This window comes from Vibrio sp. ED002, assembly GCF_023277445.1.
GTDB lineage: Bacteria > Pseudomonadota > Gammaproteobacteria > Enterobacterales > Vibrionaceae > Vibrio > Vibrio jasicida.
In genome coordinates this window covers 509,770-527,420 of sequence record NZ_CP080239.1, presented here as the reverse complement: position 1 = coordinate 527,420, position 17,651 = coordinate 509,770, and the positions used below count along the sequence as shown (strand labels likewise).

Genomic DNA, 17,651 nt, shown 5'->3' with positions numbered 1-17,651 from the left:
ACGTTATGTTATTCATATTGCTGAATGTTTCATGACGCTGAAAGAAATCCTCAAAATCCGTAACGTTCGCTGCTTCCTCATGTTCCGAAGTAGTTACTTTGCGCGCTTCTATTACCCCGTATTCACGCTGCTCTATTTGGATTACGGATTAACGCTGTCTCAATTCGCCATGCTCAATGTTGTTTGGGCTGCGACGATTGTACTTGCGGAAGTCCCTTCTGGCGCTTTTGCCGATACCTTAGGGCGAAAACGACTGGTGGTGCTGTCGTCCATCGTCATGTTCATCGAAATCGCAATGATCGCCTTTGTCCCTACTGGGAATCCCACTTTTGTTTTCGTTGTGTTTTTGATTAACCGAGTGCTGAGCGGCTTAGCAATGGCGTTAGCAAGTGGCGCAGATGAGGCATTGGCTTACGACACATTAAAGGAGCAAGGCAAAGAGGAATTGTGGCCGAGAGTGTTGCAGATTCAACTTCGTATTGCCTCTAGCGTGGGGATTGTGGTCACACTTGTAGGCGCTGCCATGTACGACGTGAACTTTATGGCCAACGTGTATCAGTTCCTTGGATTCGACAAGCCAGAAACCACGCAAGACATCATGCGCATCCCTGTTTACGCGACTTTGTTTGTTGCGTTGATCGCCATCTACGCCGCATTCAGCATGAGAGAAGAGAAAAAGGTAATACCAAGCAGCGAAAGCAAGTTGGCTTCTACCATGGCCAGCATGAAGCTCACACTCAACACCGCCAAGTGGGTATTATCTACGCCTTACGTACTATTCATTCTGCTCTACTACAGTTTGTTCGAGCACACTTCACGAATGTTTTTGACCATGAACAGTCAGTACTACCGTGCGATTGATATTCCAATTATCTACTTTGGTTTAATCGGCGCTGGTATTAGTCTCTTGCAGATTATCTTCGCTGGCCAAAGCCGTCGTTTGGCAGAGAGTATGGCACCGAAGACGTTCATTTTAGTCATGGGCATCGCAACGATGGCAACCTACTATTGGATAAGCTTAGGCTGGTCAATATACGGAGTAATTCCTGCGCTGATTCTGATCTTTATTATCATGACGATGAACATTTTCATCAGCTATCACTTAAACAAGAAAACAGAATCTCACAACCGAGCGACGGTATTAAGCTTCAAAGGTTTGATGTTCAACTTGGGCTACGGCTTGATAGGTATGCTCTATGCCTACTACTACAAACTGCTCTCGCAAAACTACACCGAGGCACAAATAGAACAACACATCGACTTTATCGCATCGCTGTCTTCGTTCTTCTACTATTTCACATTCTTGTTCATCGCTATCAGCGTCTATTTCTATATCAAAGATAAAAAACAGGCGATCTTCTAGATCGCCTGTTCCATTGTCTGTTTACTGTTCCACTAACTATCTACTTCTACCACGTTCTGTCTAAGTCTTTTGCATACAGAGATATCGCACGCTGATACTCTTTAATTGCCTCACTGTTCGTGGTTGAAAGCAGCAACTCTAGTAGCAACGACGTGGCTTCTTTATGGCGACCGAGGTTATATAAGCACATCGCGTAAAACGGCTGAACTTCGAGCGAATTTGGGTATTCGTTTATGGTTTGCTCAAAGTAACTCCGTGCTTCTTGGTATTTTCCAAGGCTACGGTAGGTACTCGCTAAACCAAATAAGGCATCAAACCTTTCATCTACAGTAAGTATCCCCGCAACAGACGCCGTATAGTGCTCAATAGCCTCTTGCTCTTTGCCTTCATTGTCGTATGACCAAGCAATATGCAGGTGTGCTTTTGCAGCGTAGTTTTCATCACTTAATAACGGAGTGAGTAACGCTCTAGATTCCTGAAACTTTGATGCTTTACGCAACTCGATTGCCTGCTTGATGATCGATTCCATCACCTTCTCCCTCGGCGTTTATATATCGTGTGTTTATGACATAGATACATTAAATCACATCATCATGCCAGTTCAGGTTTCTTAACATAGTAGCGGTAATAACCGACAAGATTACTGGAGATAAACAAGACTTCCATTAGTACGGCTGTTGGTGAGCCAATAAGGTAGTTGTGAAGCAACCAGAAGGATGTGCCGACAATCATCAGCTGACGCAAGCGACGATCATCCTCTTGAAATGCCGCCACTGTTTGAAAGACAGAACCAAAACAACTCACGATGCTCGTCACACCGGTAAACGTCATCGCCGTTGCAATGACAGACGCTCCGCAGAAGAAGTATTTTAACTTTGAAGATGTAGAGAAGATGCTGGTCAGATAACGCAAAGTAGCGATACCCATTAAAGAAGCCCCTGTCCATTGTTCTAATAATGCAAAGTGACTTGATATTAAAACGCCCGCACAGAATAAGCTGGCAACAATCTTCTTTCTCTCTTTAAATTGAAACGACAACAAATCGAAGCAAATGGCAATTGCTACGAGTACCTGTGACAAGAAAAACGCATCCATACTTACATCCACCGTTACAAATTCTTACAACTGACGCAGCGTATGATCGACTTAAAACTGACACCACCATCTTCGTGCTACAAGATAGATAAATGTGAACGTCGATCACAAGTATGGCGTATTAAATTCGAACAAAACGGATGAAGAGAAGCCTCTTTCAAGGCTTCACGACCCAGTAAATAATACTAGCGCACTGTCGCAGTAATAAACTTATCGACCTCGACATAAAAAGTCTTAGGATCGTTTTGAACCCAATGGTTGGCACCTTCAAATGCAACATTGTTAATCGAAGAGATAAAATCGATAGCGCGATGGCATCCCGCTAAACTCTGTGTTCCCCAAAAATAAACTTTTGGAATCGATAAGTTCTCATAGATTTGCCCCCACTCCACAACACCTCTTTCATCCTTTGTACTGTGTTGTGCGTAAATCTCACTGGCCGTTTCACCTAATACTATTGGTTCACATCGTCTCAATGACGAAAGGTATTTTATACCTGCTCCATGCTTCCAAGACATCGCAAAGCGCTTGGCAAAACCTTCCCCTTTGACCCACGCTTGGAATTCAGGCTTATTCAGTTTCACGTAATGCTCAGCGATGATTTGGGATAGGATAATACTCTCCTCATGCAATCCACCTTCAGCATTAATGAAACCGCGTATGACGCCTTTGCTGTCGAAGTGACACACTAGAGTTGATGTATCACCACCCCAAGAATGCCCCAGAAGGAAGCATTGTTTTATATCTAACTGCTCTAAAGCTTTTAAAATTCGTTTGGCTTGAACATCCGTTGCATGTGATATGTCGGAAGCTGGAGAATAACCATAACCACATAAATCAAACATGACTAGGTTGTAGTTGGGTAGCCAATCCAGTGCATCGGCGAAGCACAAATGTGATTCCCCCAAACCATGGATAAGCACTAATGTTTCTTGAGATTCTATGATTGGCGTGGACAAGCAATACAACTTGTCGCCTTCGATGTCTATCCACTGTTCTACTAACACACAACCCTCGCGTTTCGACTACTGAACTAGGATTCATCATAACGAATTCACCCTGCAACAAAAGGTCTGTTTTATAAAAACCTGCAAATTGGCAAAGTAGAGTTATCTGGCGACCTATCCCATGAAGGCGTTCTCGGTGATGTAGATAAGTAAAGCGCTCAAAATGAAAAAGGCGGCACTGTGGCCGCCTGTACCTGTATCGATTTATCGTTATTGGGTTAGCGCAATGTACTCTTGTTGCGCAGCTTGTAAGTCCTCAGCAAATTGTTTATCTGCCTTTAGCTTATCAAACACGATGTGCGCTACTTTTTGCCCTGCTTCTACATCACTCATCCAGTGAGCGTTACAAACGACTCGACTGTAGCCGTAATCCGCACCTCTCTCTGTCAGTGCTTTTGCACTGTTCGGCGCAATTGCTGCCGCAACGAGTGAAACCCCGTAGCCTGATGCTGTATGACCAGAAGGGTACGATCCGTCTTTAGATAGGTAGTCTTCGGCATAAGGTGTACAAGAAGGTAAGCCGTTTACCGCAAATGGACGCGCTTTGTTGTAGTGCTTTTTAGAGTCAGATGTCGCAAGACCAAAAGAAGCAATGCTACGTCCTAAAGCGGTATACATCGCTGGGGTGTCTTCCTTAGTAATCTTCACGCCCAATACATCACCATAAATCTTGGCAAAGTATTCTGGAGTAATACGCGCGTCTTGTGTCGCTTGAGCCATTCTCGTTGGGTCATCAACTGAAAAGTCGATAGCACCCACACGCTTGTCTTCGAGATCTTGTTTGTTGCCTTCTGCTGGTGGCGGTGCAATCAAATCTACCGTGTGTACCGTTTCAATGTATGGTTGGTAAAACTGATAGTTTCCGTAGTCGATACGTTCAAGCGAATTGATGTCTGTTGGTGCAGAGAACACGTGAAATGCAGGCAAAGTTAGCGCTACGCAAATTAGAGCTTTCTTCATTTGCTTTCCCTCCAGAATTAAAGGTTTGTAGGAATATTCTTAACAACTGAATCCAATATTATCCGCAGCCCTTTAGTGCTGGAAGTTATAACGATTATTCCTAAAAGTTAATAATGGAATGAAGCAAAGCAACTAAATCATACTGCCACTTGGGCAACCTTGTGACAAAACACTGCCGTAGCTGGTCGTTGGAGTAAATAACATGATTAAATCAGCAGGCAGGAATACAACATCAGTAACCAATGACAAAGGCATATCCACAAAAGAAATAGGATATAGAGCGTAAGACACGGCTGAACCATCCAAGAAGCACGGCTGGCGCGCAACCGACAACGCCGTACCGGAAAATGGTTTACCGTAACCACCCCTAGCATGTGCATCCATAGATGAACATCCTACCGTCAAAGAAGCCATTGCAATAACGGTGAGTACTTGAAGTTTTTTGAGAAGATTGTTTTTCATGTCCGATAGATTCCAACTGATTGTTATTGATATAAATTATTATTCGACAACAGTAATCCTACCTGCATTTATAAAACAAGCCATCTAACTAATTTGATTGAGAATAAATCAATTTTCGTGACAAATGTATCGCTTCTACCTTGGGTAAATAACAACTTATAAACGTCCATTCCCTCGAGCCAATACACAAAGGCGAACCAATTGGCTCGCCTTGAATATGTGAGGAAAGGATAAAAACTACGCCCGTTACAGCTTATCTGCATCAACAACTTTAATCGTTGTCCAGTTGGTGTTGGCATCTTGAATAAAGCTTTGCGTATCTTCTAGCCAGCGCTTCTGTACCGATTTATCCAAGTTTAAGTACAGTTTGCCACCTTCAATCTTCCATGCCTCTGGGTCAGTTTCAAACTTTTTGCCCATCGCAACACCAAATGCACAGTAACCACCGTATTGCGGCGCATACGCTCGAGGATCAGCTTTAAACTGGTCTCGGTTTGCAGCATTCACAAAGTGATAAATCGCATTGTTGTACGTAGCTGAATACTCGGCCTTTCCTTGAGTCGGGCCATTATCCGTGAAGTAAGCCACCGGATCGTAGCCCTTGATAGCGAGATCATTTACATCAACGCTCATGCCTACATCCGCAGCCATCAGTGAAAAACTGGTTCCGAGTAAAGCGGTCATTAAAGTGAGTTTTCGACCAGTTGATTTAATGCGTGACATAGTAAGCTCCTTGTCTGTGTTTGTTTGCCGTGTGTGAATAAATTAGCTAACTCTTCCGGTCTATAAACGGACAAAAGACCAAAAAAGTACGCGAATCGTTCGGAGGTAACATGGATCTGTTGTCACAGCTGATGAAGCATTTCTCAATACGCACAGGTGTTTTCTATTCTGGACACTTGTGTGGCATCTCCTCGTTCCAAGCAGAGCACAGTAACCGAGGCCATTTGCATGTTTTGAATGCTGGCGAATTGATACTGACAAGCGCAAATGAGAAGGCTAAAAAGCTAACAGAGCCTTGCATCATTTATTTGCCAAACAATACGCCGCATAGAATTGAAGGAAACGAAGAAACAGAATTGGTTTGCGCCAATGTGGATTATCGAGGTGGGCAGATCAACCCTCTATTGTCTGTCTTGCCGGATGTCGTCGTTATCCCTTTTAATGCGGTGCCGAGCCTAACTCCGGTCTTGGATATGCTGTCTTCGGAAGCAAGGGGAAATGGCATCGGACAAGAGTTTTTATTGGATAAGCTGAGCGATACCTTAATGGCATTGATCTTTCGTTATCTTATCGAGGAAAAGCAAATTGAACACGGCTTGTTTGCTGCGCTCGCCCACCCACGTCTAGCTCCCGTTATGACCGCCATTCATCAGCTCCCTGCCCGTCATTTTCATCTTAATGAATTGGCATCATTGGCGGCCATGTCTCGTACTCAGTTTATTGAGACGTTCAAACAAGCCGTTGGGGAGACTCCTGGAGATTATGTACAAAAATGGCGTGTATCCGTCGCCCAGTCTTTATTACTGCAAAATAAACCGCTCAACTGGGTGTCTGACGAGGTGGGATACAACAGCTACTCGGGCTTTTCTCGTGCTTTCCAAAGTGTATCTGGTATGTCACCTCGCCAATGGATACAAAGCCAAAAGGAAGACGAGCTTAAAGCAAGTTGATACCAAATTGTTTTGCGATCAAATTCGTTATCGCAAAACAAATTACGGATACAACACAACTAATCAGCAAGGTAATCCAAAAGGAATACTTGCTCAGTAGATAAGGGAAAAGAAGAAACATTGGCAATGTTGGTACAACAAACCAAAAGGTATAAAACGCGTGGTTAGACAGCTTCTCTGTGCCTTGCCCTTCGATATACATCCATACCAACGCCAATATGGTCACGGTTGGCAATGCAGCCACGAGCGCCCCTAACCTATCACTTCGCTTCGCAACTTCAGAAATGAGAACCACAATCGCGGCGGTGGTTAAGTACTTTGTCACAATCCATAGCATTTTCGCTTCCTTGCTTACTTCGGACACTAATTAATCGACATTCTAGAAACCTACTCCAGTTGATTCTAGATGTTTTCTAAAGACTTACGGTACACCTTTGTCACATAACCAGACGGATCGTAAGCGTCCTCTATTCTATCCCAACCAAATTTTTCATAAAGACCATCGTGGTCAGTCGTTAGATAAAGGCTTTGGAAGCCCATACTTTTAGCAGCATTCAATGCATGATTAAACAGCAATTCGCTCAATCGTTTGCCACGATGTTGTGGTTCGATAAACAAAGAGCTCAACCAAGGATATAAATCATGTCGGCTGACGAAATCATTAATGATCAGGCCAAAGCAGCCAACAATCTCACCTTCAGTGACCAACACATAAAACTGAGGGATGGCGTCTTCTTCCTTACTTGAATGCAGAATCGCATTTTCAAAGTACGCGTAATTGTCTTCCGAACCCCACTTTGTATGGATGTACTTAATGCACACTTCCACACCCTGTGGATATTCATTCACGTTTAAAACTTGGTACATGTTTATTCCTGTCAGATTAGGTGTGCGAGTGTTTTTTTATGCAGCTCGTTTTGAATTGCTAAACATCATGCCGACTTTTTACTTGCACTTCAAAGCAATAACCGTGGCTTAGTTTGGAAATGAGAGGGTGTGTTTGTGTTTTTCTTACTGATGAAGAACAGCGCATCAAGTTAGCGATCAGGGAAGAGATAAAAGCCAAAGTTGGTGGATGAAGCGATAAAAACCCTCTTCAAGTTTAAAGTGAAGAGGGTTTGTGTTTTGAGGCTAAGCAATCAGTTCTCGTGCTTCTACAGATGCTTCCGATTCTGGTTGCGAAGCTGTCTTGCCTTTCAGTTCCATCATGAGTTGCTTAACCAAAATTCCGTAGATAAACATCATCGGTAGTCCTGCCACCACGCACAAAGACTTAATGGTATTGATGCCACCACCCGTAAGGAAGACGCTAAAGCTGATAAGTGCAATCGCGCCTGCCCACATCAGTTTGACCTTGTTGTCTGGGTCTCCGTTTAGGGACAGTTGATTCGTGGTCAACATCGAGGTGGCCACACTAGCACTCGACATCGTAGTCAACATCAAAAAGAACTGAATCACCAAAAAGACCGCAAGAACCACATTGTTTGCTGGCAAAGTTTTGATCAACGAAACAACAGCAAACGTCAATCCACCATTGCTCATCCATTCTTGAACGGGATAACCACCTAATAGCTGCGCCCAAACCGCATAGCCTCCAAAGATTGAGATAAAGAATGCGCATCCCAGAGCCCCCATCGAGATGGTATACAAGATGACTTCACGGATAGTGCGGCCTCTCGATATACGAGTAATGAACAGCCCCATCATGATTAAGTACGCGTAGTACCAAAACCAATAATATTGAGTCCATGCTTGAGGGAAGCCACTCTTCTGCACTGGATATGTCCAAAGAGACATGCGGAAGAAGTTATCTAACATGACTCCGAGTGAATCCGTTACGTTGTTCAGTACAAATTGGGCATTTGATGAAAACAACACAAACAAGGCGAAGATAATTGCAGCGATGACGGTGTAATCGGATACCTTACTGATGCCTTTGTTGAAACCCACCAGCGTCACTGCGAATAAAACCAATACGAACAAGAAGATGATCCCGCCTTGAAGCAACAAGTTGTTCTCTATACCAAATAACTCTGCCGCTCCTGTACTCAGCAGGGTAACGGTTAACGCCAATGAACTCGCAAAAGCCGCGAGTGTTCCGAAGATAGCCAAGAGGTCGACGCATTTACCCACGATTGGATTCTTACCCAGCACGGGTTCACATAGCGTGGAGAGCTTCAATGTACGGCGTTTTTGTACATAGAAAGCGTAAGCAAAAGGAATTGCAGGAAAACAGTAAATCGCCCACCCTGTTATTCCCCAGTGGAACATTGAATAAGTGACTGACCACGCCGCTGCAGTGTAGCTGTTCGCTTCGGCAAATAGTGGTGGAGATTGCAGGTAGTACATTGGCTCCCCAATCCCCCAATAAATAAGTGATGCACCAACACCAGCCGTAAAGATCATGCCGCCAAAAGAGAAGTTCGAATATTCAGGTTTTCCTTCACCTAATCGAATGTCGCCGTACTTGGAAAACGCCAACCAAAGTAGAAAGCCAACAAGAGCAAGACTGCAGATTTGCACCAACCAGCCAAACCAATCGGTTACAAACGTCATTGCATTGTTCGCCATAGCTTGAGACTGCTCAGGGAACATCGAAGAGACAAGTAAAATGAGCAGGACAGTGCCAATCGCAGGAATGGTGAGTCCGAGATTAAGATTCTTCAAGGCTGTCTCTCCATGCCGTTAGTTCAGCAATATGGCTAGGCTCAATACCACAACAGCCGCCAATGATACTCGCCCCTAAGCGATGCCACGTTTTCGCGTATTCCAAATATTCTGTTGGAGAGAAGTTTCTAAGCCCTTGGTATGACTCATTCGCTTGGTGATTCGCTTTAATGGGCGCAAAGCTGTTTGCGTAGACACCAATAGTTAACGTCTTACCTGTTCGTTCCAATACCTGATTCACATCTTTGATCGCTTGTTCAATCACTTCAGGAATTGAGCAGTTGAAGAAAATACCGGTCGCATTAGTATCAAGAAGCGCTTCAACTGCGTCTATGACAAGTTCACCAGAACGCAGACGCGAGACTTCGCTGACTTCATCTTCTAACGTGAACGAGATATAAACTGGCTTGTCGGTTTTAGACAGAACTTTGGTGATCACTCGCGCTTCACCAAGGCTTGCAACGGTTTCCGCCAACCAAATATCTACATGTGGCTCTTGCGCTTCAAATAGAGTTACACTGATGTCGTAAGCACGCTTTTCTTCAAATAAATCAGGTCGATAAGAGCCAAAGGCAGGAGGTATCGCGCCGGCAACAAGCACTTCTTTTTGTGACACGGTCACGACATCACGAGCAATTTTCGCTGCCTTCTCTGCCAGCTCGCGTCCCTGCTGTACATACAAATCTTCACCTAGATGAAACGGAACACAGGCATAACTGTTGACGGTAATGATTTGTGCACCTGCATCAATAAAACCTTGGTGCGCTTGCGTAACATGCTGTGGGGATTCGATAAGTGCCTGGGCACTCCAGAGAGGTTGAGAAAAAGGAGCACCGATGCGTTTTAGCTCGCGCCCCATACCACCATCCAATATTGTAAGATTTACCATTTAGACATCCATACCGCTAAAATCTATTTGGCTATTCAATCACAATATGACGTAAGTAAAAGTTACATTTCCTCACACTCAACATGAAGAAGATTCATGTTGAGTGAAAACAAGCAATACCTTGCAAGTTATTATGCGACGCAGGGAGATTTAAAACCCACTTTCCCCCTATTTACTTGGGTAACATTTTACTCTCTGTACCAGTGCTCTTTTGACTCCATTTGCGCTTTTACTTCTGCACTATATTCAGCGGTAGGTCGCGCCAATAACCTTGGAATGCCGATAGGTTCTCCGGACTCTAAACAGTAGCCATACTCCCCTGCGCGCAAGCGAGCCAACGACTGTTGAATCTTAGGTAACAGCTTTTGCTCTCTGTCTATGATTCTTAATGCGATTGCAGATTGCTCCTCACTGGATGCCCTATCGCTTTCGTCACTGAATTCCATTGGCGCAATCATCTCTTCTTTCGCTCGTTCAATATGCGCTAACGTCGATTCATAAAGCTCAAATAATCGGTTTTCAAAAAACGCGAGCTGAGCTTCATTCATATAATCCGCCTCGGGCGCTGCAAGAATTTCTTCTTCTGTCATGACATGCTTTTTCTCTTCGTTCATAGAACCTCCACACCGAGATAAGAGTTCGCTCTCTAAATTCCGTACATCTGAATCTGTATAACTTAACGACGAATGAATGCGCCAATAAGGTGCAGTACTCGACACAGTCACAAACTGCTTGATGCCAGAGTTAAGATCACCGACTATATTAATTGTTATATTATAACATTACACTATAAAGAGCATGAGCATGAACACCCAGAAACTCCCTGTTACGGTTTTATCCGGCTTTCTAGGCGCAGGAAAAACAACCGTTTTAAGTCATATTCTTAACAATAGACAAGGCAGAAAAGTCGCGGTCATCGTCAACGACATGAGCGAAGTCAACATCGATGCGGCGACCGTTCAGAATGAAGTTTCTCTCAATCACAGTGAAGAAAAATTGGTTGAAATGAGTAACGGCTGCATCTGTTGTACCTTGCGTGAGGATCTGCTTGAAGAAGTCACTAAGCTCGCGCAAGAAGGCAGATTCGATTACTTAGTTATCGAGTCCACTGGCATCGCCGAGCCACTCCCCGTTGCAGAGACTTTTACGTTTGCCGATGAAAACGGGCTTTCACTTTCAGACGTTGCACGTTTAGACACCATGGTTACGGTGGTTGATGCGATTAACTTTCTGCGTGATTACGATGAAGCTAAGTTCTTAACAGAGACCGCTGAATCCCTAGGTGAAGACGATGAACGCAGCGTCGCCGACTTACTCGTTGATCAAGTAGAGTTCGCTGACGTTATCTTGATAAGTAAAACCGACCTTGCTGAGAAATCAGAAATCGAAAGGCTTCTTGCGATTCTTAAAACTCTTAATACATCCGCCACTATTCTTCCTATCTCGAATGGTGAAGTAGAACTTGATGCGGTACTCGACACCCAAAGCTTCAGTTTTGAAAAGGCACAACAAGCCCCAGGTTGGTTGAAGGAAATGCGAGGCGAGCACATACCGGAAACCGAAGAATACGGCATTTCTAGCTTTGCCTATCATGCGAGACGCCCTTTCCATCCAGAGAAGTTTTACGACTTCCTCCACAATGCGAAAGATTACGGCAAACTGATTCGTTCCAAGGGTTACTTTTGGTTAGCAACAAGACCAGAATTTGTCGGTCAATGGAGCCAAGCGGGAGGCATCGCACGTTATGGTGTTGCGGGTATGTTTTGGAAAGCGATTCCGAAGGAGGAATGGCCGACGGATCAAGATTACCTCGACGCTATAAACGACATTTGGCAAGAACCATACGGCGATATGCGACAAGAATTGGTGTTTATTGGTCAGGGATTAGAGCAAGAAAAATTGATTGCTCGTCTCAACGAATGCTTGTTAGCAGAAGGTGAGATGGAGCAAGGGCTCGACTATTGGTTATCTCTGGAAGACCCTTTCCCTGAATGGGAACAGTAAACGACTGAGAGACAAAAAGCCTCCCACCATTCGGGAGGCTTTCTCGTTACACAGAGCCAATTTTGGTATACCGAGCCAATTCAGTAAGTCCGTTCTCGAAACAACCCGAGCAAACATGCAGCGAGGGAATCTTCACCAGCGCAATCAAAACGTTTTCTTCTGACTCAACTTAGCTATTTTCTTTGGCCAAGGATCTTCAAATGTTGCCCCTTGTTGCCATTGCTCCAATTCCGCATCCGTTAAAAAGCAGTTTTCCAGCGCATCAATAAACACATCGACTTCGTTTTCTTGACCAATCACCGTTAAGCGACAACGACGATCACCAAAGCGGCTTTCAACACTGTCTATCTTCTCTTGGAGGATTTGACGATGTTCCTCAGTGAAGTTTTGCGATTCGTCATGGATTACCGAAGCGCGCCAAAAGCCTGTGATTTCAAGCCCCACATTTCCGTTTGCTTGGCTCCAAAGCAGTGAAACATCGTCTCGAGTTGGGAACCAAAAGAACCCTTTACTGCGGAACACGCCTTTAGTTAAATACTGGTGGCAGGTATTCCACAAACGCGCAGGATGAAAAGGTCGATCATCTTTGATCACTTTGGCGACAAGGCTTTGTTCGTCTTTATCAGAGAGATTCAACGGCTCATTCACCGTCTCACGAAGTTCTGCGATTAACTGCTCAACGAGGAAGAAATTGTAGTCTTGCTCACCTTTCAACATGCGGATATCCAAGTTTCCCCATGACGTTTTGATTATCTCGGTGTAAACATTAAGCGGATGAATCGCCTGCGCGATGTTGCGAACGGTATTGTCATCCACTTTGTCCGTCTTGGTGAGCATGACACGGTTTGAGAACATGATTTGCTCTACCAACAAGTTTTCAACGCCGCGAACACCCTGCTGTACGTTCTCTTGCCACTTCGGAATTAAAGCAGAGCCTTGTCGATAGTCATCTCGCAACCAAGTCGCATCCACCAACGTAATCACGTCTTTGAGTGCGAATGGTGCGTTGTTTTTAAAATACTCAACCAAAGGCAAAGGATGACTACTGCCCGACGTTTCAATCACAATCCATTCTGGCAATTTTTCTGCGCAGAGCTTTTTAAGGGCTTTATCGAGCTGCTTTACACCACTCGGGCTGCTGATGCTGTCTCCACTGATCGTGACAAAATTGCCCTGCTCTTCACTCACCGCATCGGTATTTAAGATAAGCACGCCATCGACGTCTAACTCACTCATGTCATTCACAATAACGGAAAGATCAATACCAGAAGAATCGGCTTGTTGAAGAATGTTGCGTAAAAACGTGGTTTTCCCGGACCCGAGAAACCCATGCAAAATGGTGACTGGAATTGATGGCATACCTTTGACCTACAAACTCTGGATGAGCGCATGTTATAACATAACAACTTAGTGAGTTATAGAAGGAATCCAATTGCTGTCTTAGACGCAAAACTTAAGAATCGGTAAAGATCACAGGGGCTGATTTCTCAGAACTCGCCTTCGTTTCTCATCACGTTTCATCACCAGCAAAGGTCTAACTATTGATAAAAATAATAAGTGGTTACAAAGCGACCATTGCTTTGTTTATAAAATTGGAGAAAGATGACAATACAACGATTTATAGGAGGTGGTGTTATGACTTTAGTTCTTACCGTTCTTATTTTCCTAAGTTGTATTGCGATGCTCGCAATTGGTGTGATGTTTTCACGTAGGCCGATCAAAGGCGGAGGTTGTTGCAAAGCGTCCGATGTTGCGGATGTGGGCGCACGTAAAAGGCAGTCCCGCAAGGATACATAGAATTCCCGCACACGAGAGCCCAGACAGCGGTTTAGCCTTGGCGTAAACACTCTTCGCATGGATAAAGCACCAAGCTGCTTACGTCACCGCCTTTAGGGCGCAGGCATACTCGCCCTGCTTCTCAACCCTTTCAATACAGGCTTTTCCTTAGACGAAAAGCCTGTTTACTCTGTAATCTCTTAACATCTATGATTTTTGAAAAGCCGCTAACACCATGGGTTGCAGTGCTTTAGCCAATTTTTCATGCTGGTCTTGTTGCCAATGAATTCCTTCGTTCGGACAAGATTCCACCACGGTTCCGGCATCAAAAAATGCACATCCCAGCTCTTCCGCTCGGTTTCGATAATGAAAGCCAAACTCTTTGGACTTCTCCGCTCCGCCAATAAACATACTGCCGAAGAAACCAATCTCATACACGGGTGGCGGCGCGACTAAAAGAACTTGCGGCGCTTCCCGCTTTGCCCAGTTATCAAAGTTAAGAACCTCTTGCGCTAAGCGAGCTGCCCCACGAGAGATATCGAAAGCGGATAAACCCAAGCAGTTTTTCATGTCGTTCGTGCCGAGCATAATGATGACCAAGTCAGGCAGATGAGATTCCAAGCAAGGGCGTAAATAGCGAAGGCCATTTTTCTCACCTTCAAAAGGATCATCGTGCACAGTTGTTCGCCCTGGTTGCCCTTCCTCTATGACCTCATAACCATCCGGTAGAGACATTCGTAACAAGGATGGCCATCGCTCGTTTGGTCCGTAACGGCGGTCTTCATTCGGTACTGCGCCCCAGGTATTTGAATCGCCAAAACAAAGTATGGTCGGCATTAAACGTGTTCCTCACTAAAACTATCGCTTTGCAGTCTATCAAAAACGTTTATCGAGTCTGTGATTTAATTCGAAAGTTCATTCCCATAAACAAGCTCAATTGGCTTGCGAACTTAAGAACGATAAACACGTCAGCAGTTGAACACAAAAAGGCGAACCACTTGGCTCGCCTTTCTAGTGCTTAATAAGAAACTAACGCAGCAGCTTAGTTGATGTCTTGTACCTTCATCACCAAGTCTTCCCAATTGCGTTGGTTCTCGATGTCATGCTCTAAGCCTTGATCATCGGCAATTTGGAAACGCTTAACTGCAGGCGTCTTGCTCGTTGCTTGGTAAAGCCAGTAGGCTTCGGCTTTCAATGCTTCATCAATTGGCTTGTCGATTGACTCGTACACCATCTGTTTACATGCATTGATAGATTCAGCCGGGAACTTAGAAATTCGCTGCGCCAATGCATCAACATAAGGGCCAATTTCATCGGGTTCTAACGCTTTGTTGATGGTGCCGTACGCTTCTGCTTCATCCGCATCGAAGTCACGAGCGCTCAAGATGATCTCTAGGGCACGACCTAAACCCACCTGACGCGCCATACGAGATGCACCACCACCACAAGGCAAGATGCCCATACCCACTTCCATCTGCATGAATTTGTATTTACCGCGAGCGGCAAAACGCATATCACAGGCCAATGCAAATTCATGACCGCCACCACGGGCAAAGCCTTCTAGTTTTGCAATTGTGGCTTGTGGTAGCTTGCTGATTCTTTCAAGAACCGCTTGAAGATCGAGTAACTTCGCTTCTTCGCGAGAAACAGCCTCTGTGGACATCTCTTTAAGCAATTCGGTATCGTAATGACAAACCCAAATCTCCGGGTTGGCTGATTGGAATACAACCACTTTGACACTACGATCACGTTCTAATCGCAGTGCTAACCCATTCAAATCCGCCAACATTTCCTGCCCTTGCACGTTTACCGTACCAAAATCAAACGTGACATAAAGAATTGCGTCTTCTTGCTTTGCAGTAAACGTTTTGTAGCCTTCGTAAGCCATATCCATTTCCTTTTTCCAATAAAATCATTAGGTTGCTATTTTTCAAAGCAACGCAATTAACGTTACGCCTCTAAAAAACATCAAACAATGACGCATAAAAAGAAACAGTATCTACGAAAACTAAAAGGTGATTTCCTCAATAACGGCTAGCAACAAATCACGCAAATCTGATCTTTGCTCTCAACTGGTGAGTAAGTAACTCTGCGGTTTACTACTCGTATTATTATCAACAAAAACTTAAAACTGATTTCTTTTTCAGCCCAATTATCAATTTTGAAATCGCGCCTATACTGAATCCATACAAACGCACAACCGAGGAAATCATAATGAAAGCAGCCGTAATTCGTCAGTTTGGTAGTTCAGAAGTATTTGAAACAGCAGACGTACAAAAACCGGAAGTTAAAGCGGGCCACGTCTTAGTTAAAGTCGCTGCATCAAGTGTTAATACTGTTGACATGATGCTGCGTGAAATGGGCGAAGGTTTACCCTTCCATCCACAACTTCCGGGCATTTTAGGGATGGACTTCGCAGGTACGGTTGAAGCCGTAGGTGAAGGTGTTACCGAGTACGCGATTGGCGATGAGGTTTATGGTTGTGCGGGTGGCCTTGGAGACCTTCAAGGTTCTCTAGCGGAATACATGGTGGCAGACGCGGACCTTATCGCTCACAAACCAAGAAACCTTTCTATGCGTGAAGCGGCGGCAATCCCATTGGTTGGTATTACGGCTTATGAAGGTTTGATTCGTGCTGGTGTTCGCCAAGGCCAAAAAGTACTGGTTCATGGCGGCGCAGGTGGTGTTGGCCACATCGCACTGCAGCTTGCTCGTCACATGGGTGCTCAAGTCTTCGCAACTGGCTCTACGGGTGTGAAGAATGACCTGATTACTGAGCTTGGTGCAACCGCGATTGATTACCGTACTGAGTCAGTAGCCGATTACGTTGCTAAACACACCTCTGGTGCTGGTTTTGATGTAGTCTTCGATTCAGTTGGCGGTGCAAACCTAACTAACTCATTTGATGCAGCAAAACTCAACGGTCAAGTTGCAACAACCGTGTCTTTGCATGAGCAAGATTTAAGTACCGTTCACATGAAAGGCTTGTCATTGCACGTTGTATTTATGCTAATTCCGATGATCCACAATGTTGGTCGACGCGAACATGCCATCATCCTAAAAGAATTAGCCAAGATTGCAGAATCAGGCGCACTAAAACCGGTTCTCGATGAACACGAGTTTACCCTTGAGCAAGCTGGCGCTGCGCATGATCGTCTAGCCAGTGGTCAAGCGATTGGTAAAGTCGTCGTGAATATCTAAGTTTTGTCTTAGTGACATTAACAGCACAATTCAAAAAGACCTCCGTGATGGAGGTCTTTTTTTCAGTTATGGAGTCACGGTGTACGCAATTAACTCGACGATCTGTTCTGGCGTTGTTGCCCATGCTTGCGCTGAAGCATCAACTTCTTTAAGTGCATGGACAATGTTTTCATCATGCAAAGTGATGTAAGGCTTACCTAAAGCGGCACAGAAACCTGCATCAAAAGCCGCATTCCACTGCTTGTATTTGTCACCAAATCGAATCACGGCAAGGTCGCAAGACTTAATGGCGGTCTGAATTCGAATCGCATTTACTTTCGCTGATTTATGATCGCGCCAAAAAGGATTGTCTTCCGAGCCCAAACCATCGCCCGCTGCATCGCTGGATTCATGATGCGTGTTGGCAGAGATAAACGACACATTCAGATCTTTTGCTTCGCAGCCTTTGATGATTTGCTCACGCCAGTCGGTGTGGATCTCACCCGACAAATACACTTTTAACTTCATAATCACTCACATTGTTTTTGTTATGTGCTTGAATTTAAACCGCATGC

At 44.6% G+C, this 17,651-nt stretch carries 20 protein-coding genes; 5 read left to right on the top strand and 15 right to left on the bottom strand.

Features of this window, described 5'->3' with window-relative positions:
- Positions 1-31 precede the first annotated feature (31 nt).
- Positions 32-1,363, top strand: coding sequence for an MFS transporter (locus ITG12_RS19150; protein WP_038878023.1), 1,332 nt, complete (start codon positions 32-34; stop codon positions 1,361-1,363).
- Between the two features lie 46 nt (positions 1,364-1,409).
- On the opposite strand, the gene ITG12_RS19145 is transcribed toward ITG12_RS19150, so the two are convergent.
- The 6 genes from ITG12_RS19145 to ITG12_RS19120 all read right to left on the bottom strand — a co-directional run bounded on the left by ITG12_RS19145 (position 1,410) and on the right by ITG12_RS19120 (position 5,610).
- The gene (locus ITG12_RS19145; RefSeq protein ID WP_038878025.1) at positions 1,410-1,892 is read right to left on the bottom strand and encodes a tetratricopeptide repeat protein; all 483 of its coding nucleotides are present in this window, start codon (positions 1,890-1,892) and stop codon (positions 1,410-1,412) included.
- 62 nt (positions 1,893-1,954) lie between these two features.
- Complete coding sequence (locus ITG12_RS19140; RefSeq protein WP_038878028.1) at positions 1,955-2,458, bottom strand: YgjV family protein; 504 nt, start codon at positions 2,456-2,458, stop codon at positions 1,955-1,957.
- Positions 2,459-2,643: 185 nt separating this feature from the next.
- Positions 2,644-3,465 carry an alpha/beta fold hydrolase gene (locus ITG12_RS19135; RefSeq protein WP_038878030.1) on the bottom strand — a complete coding sequence of 274 codons (822 nt, stop codon included), beginning with the start codon at positions 3,463-3,465 and terminating at the stop codon, positions 2,644-2,646.
- A gap of 210 nt (positions 3,466-3,675) precedes the next feature.
- Complete coding sequence (locus ITG12_RS19130; RefSeq protein WP_038878032.1) at positions 3,676-4,425, bottom strand: phosphatase PAP2 family protein; 750 nt, start codon at positions 4,423-4,425, stop codon at positions 3,676-3,678.
- A 132-nt stretch (positions 4,426-4,557) separates the two neighbouring features.
- Complete coding sequence (locus ITG12_RS19125; protein WP_038878034.1) at positions 4,558-4,887, bottom strand: YceK/YidQ family lipoprotein; 330 nt, start codon at positions 4,885-4,887, stop codon at positions 4,558-4,560.
- A gap of 246 nt (positions 4,888-5,133) precedes the next feature.
- On the bottom strand, positions 5,134-5,610 hold the full coding sequence (locus ITG12_RS19120; protein WP_038878036.1) for a YHS domain-containing (seleno)protein: 477 nt from the start codon (positions 5,608-5,610) through the stop codon (positions 5,134-5,136).
- A 110-nt stretch (positions 5,611-5,720) separates the two neighbouring features.
- Here ITG12_RS19120 and ITG12_RS19115 point away from each other — a divergent pair, with 110 nt between their 5' ends.
- The gene (locus ITG12_RS19115; RefSeq protein ID WP_038878038.1) at positions 5,721-6,560 is read left to right on the top strand and encodes an AraC family transcriptional regulator; all 840 of its coding nucleotides are present in this window, start codon (positions 5,721-5,723) and stop codon (positions 6,558-6,560) included.
- Here ITG12_RS19115 and ITG12_RS19110 read toward each other — a convergent pair.
- The 5 genes from ITG12_RS19110 to ITG12_RS19090 form a co-directional block, all read right to left on the bottom strand.
- Positions 6,547-6,897 (bottom strand): DUF3147 family protein, encoded by a 351-nt coding sequence (locus ITG12_RS19110; protein ID WP_005440716.1) that lies wholly within the window; start codon positions 6,895-6,897, stop codon positions 6,547-6,549. The two genes, ITG12_RS19115 and ITG12_RS19110, sit on opposite strands and share 14 nt — an antisense overlap.
- A 65-nt stretch (positions 6,898-6,962) precedes the next feature.
- Positions 6,963-7,427, bottom strand: a complete 465-nt coding sequence (locus ITG12_RS19105; protein ID WP_038878040.1) for a GNAT family N-acetyltransferase — start codon at positions 7,425-7,427, stop codon at positions 6,963-6,965.
- A 264-nt stretch (positions 7,428-7,691) separates the two neighbouring features.
- Positions 7,692-9,227: a BCCT family transporter gene (locus tag ITG12_RS19100; protein ID WP_248874733.1), complete on the bottom strand. Its 1,536-nt coding sequence runs from the start codon at positions 9,225-9,227 to the stop codon at positions 7,692-7,694.
- Entirely contained in the window at positions 9,214-10,116 is a 903-nt protein-coding gene (locus tag ITG12_RS19095) for a homocysteine S-methyltransferase family protein (RefSeq protein ID WP_038878044.1), read from the bottom strand. Before ITG12_RS19095 ends, ITG12_RS19100 begins: the two co-directional genes overlap by 14 nt.
- 188 nt (positions 10,117-10,304) lie before the next feature.
- Positions 10,305-10,730 carry a TraR/DksA C4-type zinc finger protein gene (locus ITG12_RS19090; RefSeq protein ID WP_020196339.1) on the bottom strand — a complete coding sequence of 142 codons (426 nt, stop codon included), beginning with the start codon at positions 10,728-10,730 and terminating at the stop codon, positions 10,305-10,307.
- Positions 10,731-10,920: 190 nt separating this feature from the next.
- Between ITG12_RS19090 and zigA the strand changes: the two genes are divergently transcribed.
- Positions 10,921-12,120 (top strand): zinc metallochaperone GTPase ZigA, encoded by a 1,200-nt coding sequence (gene zigA / locus ITG12_RS19085; RefSeq protein ID WP_038878045.1) that lies wholly within the window; start codon positions 10,921-10,923, stop codon positions 12,118-12,120.
- Between the two features lie 144 nt (positions 12,121-12,264).
- Here the strand turns inward: zigA and ITG12_RS19080 are convergent, their stop codons facing one another.
- Complete coding sequence (locus ITG12_RS19080) at positions 12,265-13,479, bottom strand: GTP-binding protein (RefSeq protein ID WP_038878046.1); 1,215 nt, start codon at positions 13,477-13,479, stop codon at positions 12,265-12,267.
- 276 nt (positions 13,480-13,755) lie between these two features.
- Here ITG12_RS19080 and ITG12_RS19075 point away from each other — a divergent pair, with 276 nt between their 5' ends.
- The gene (locus tag ITG12_RS19075; RefSeq protein ID WP_162998339.1) at positions 13,756-13,917 is read left to right on the top strand and encodes a hypothetical protein; all 162 of its coding nucleotides are present in this window, start codon (positions 13,756-13,758) and stop codon (positions 13,915-13,917) included.
- Between the two features lie 186 nt (positions 13,918-14,103).
- Here ITG12_RS19075 and ITG12_RS19070 read toward each other — a convergent pair whose 3' ends face one another.
- Both ITG12_RS19070 and ITG12_RS19065 read right to left on the bottom strand, forming a co-directional pair.
- Entirely contained in the window at positions 14,104-14,733 is a 630-nt protein-coding gene (locus ITG12_RS19070) for an SGNH/GDSL hydrolase family protein (RefSeq protein WP_038878047.1), read from the bottom strand.
- A gap of 205 nt (positions 14,734-14,938) precedes the next feature.
- Entirely contained in the window at positions 14,939-15,784 is an 846-nt protein-coding gene (locus ITG12_RS19065) for an enoyl-CoA hydratase/isomerase family protein (RefSeq protein WP_033006300.1), read from the bottom strand.
- Positions 15,785-16,110: 326 nt separating this feature from the next.
- On the opposite strand from ITG12_RS19065, the gene ITG12_RS19060 reads away from it, so the two are divergent.
- A complete protein-coding gene (locus tag ITG12_RS19060) occupies positions 16,111-17,097 on the top strand; it encodes a zinc-dependent alcohol dehydrogenase family protein (RefSeq protein ID WP_038878048.1) in 987 nt (328 codons plus the stop codon).
- Between the two features lie 66 nt (positions 17,098-17,163).
- Here the strand turns inward: ITG12_RS19060 and ITG12_RS19055 are convergent, their stop codons facing one another.
- Complete coding sequence (locus tag ITG12_RS19055) at positions 17,164-17,604, bottom strand: YtoQ family protein (RefSeq protein WP_038871730.1); 441 nt, start codon at positions 17,602-17,604, stop codon at positions 17,164-17,166.
- Between the last annotated feature and the right edge of the window lie 47 nt (positions 17,605-17,651).

Bases quoted from the DNA above. Each gene is read 5' to 3' on its own strand.
- ITG12_RS19150 (WP_038878023.1), top strand. From the start codon at position 32: ATGACGCTGAAAGAAATCCTCAAAATCCGTAACGTTCGCTGCTTCCTC.
- ITG12_RS19145 (WP_038878025.1), bottom strand. From the start codon at position 1,892: ATGGAATCGATCATCAAGCAGGCAATCGAGTTGCGTAAAGCATCAAAG.
- ITG12_RS19140 (WP_038878028.1), bottom strand. From the start codon at position 2,458: ATGGATGCGTTTTTCTTGTCACAGGTACTCGTAGCAATTGCCATTTGC.
- ITG12_RS19130 (WP_038878032.1), bottom strand. From the start codon at position 4,425: ATGAAGAAAGCTCTAATTTGCGTAGCGCTAACTTTGCCTGCATTTCAC.
- ITG12_RS19125 (WP_038878034.1), bottom strand. From the start codon at position 4,887: ATGAAAAACAATCTTCTCAAAAAACTTCAAGTACTCACCGTTATTGCA.
- ITG12_RS19120 (WP_038878036.1), bottom strand. From the start codon at position 5,610: ATGTCACGCATTAAATCAACTGGTCGAAAACTCACTTTAATGACCGCT.
- ITG12_RS19115 (WP_038878038.1), top strand. From the start codon at position 5,721: ATGGATCTGTTGTCACAGCTGATGAAGCATTTCTCAATACGCACAGGT.
- ITG12_RS19110 (WP_005440716.1), bottom strand. From the start codon at position 6,897: ATGCTATGGATTGTGACAAAGTACTTAACCACCGCCGCGATTGTGGTT.
- ITG12_RS19105 (WP_038878040.1), bottom strand. From the start codon at position 7,427: ATGTACCAAGTTTTAAACGTGAATGAATATCCACAGGGTGTGGAAGTG.
- ITG12_RS19095 (WP_038878044.1), bottom strand. From the start codon at position 10,116: ATGGTAAATCTTACAATATTGGATGGTGGTATGGGGCGCGAGCTAAAA.
- ITG12_RS19090 (WP_020196339.1), bottom strand. From the start codon at position 10,730: ATGAACGAAGAGAAAAAGCATGTCATGACAGAAGAAGAAATTCTTGCA.
- zigA (WP_038878045.1), top strand. From the start codon at position 10,921: ATGAACACCCAGAAACTCCCTGTTACGGTTTTATCCGGCTTTCTAGGC.
- ITG12_RS19080 (WP_038878046.1), bottom strand. From the start codon at position 13,479: ATGCCATCAATTCCAGTCACCATTTTGCATGGGTTTCTCGGGTCCGGG.
- ITG12_RS19075 (WP_162998339.1), top strand. From the start codon at position 13,756: ATGACTTTAGTTCTTACCGTTCTTATTTTCCTAAGTTGTATTGCGATG.
- ITG12_RS19070 (WP_038878047.1), bottom strand. From the start codon at position 14,733: ATGCCGACCATACTTTGTTTTGGCGATTCAAATACCTGGGGCGCAGTA.
- ITG12_RS19065 (WP_033006300.1), bottom strand. From the start codon at position 15,784: ATGGCTTACGAAGGCTACAAAACGTTTACTGCAAAGCAAGAAGACGCA.
- ITG12_RS19060 (WP_038878048.1), top strand. From the start codon at position 16,111: ATGAAAGCAGCCGTAATTCGTCAGTTTGGTAGTTCAGAAGTATTTGAA.
- ITG12_RS19055 (WP_038871730.1), bottom strand. From the start codon at position 17,604: ATGAAGTTAAAAGTGTATTTGTCGGGTGAGATCCACACCGACTGGCGT.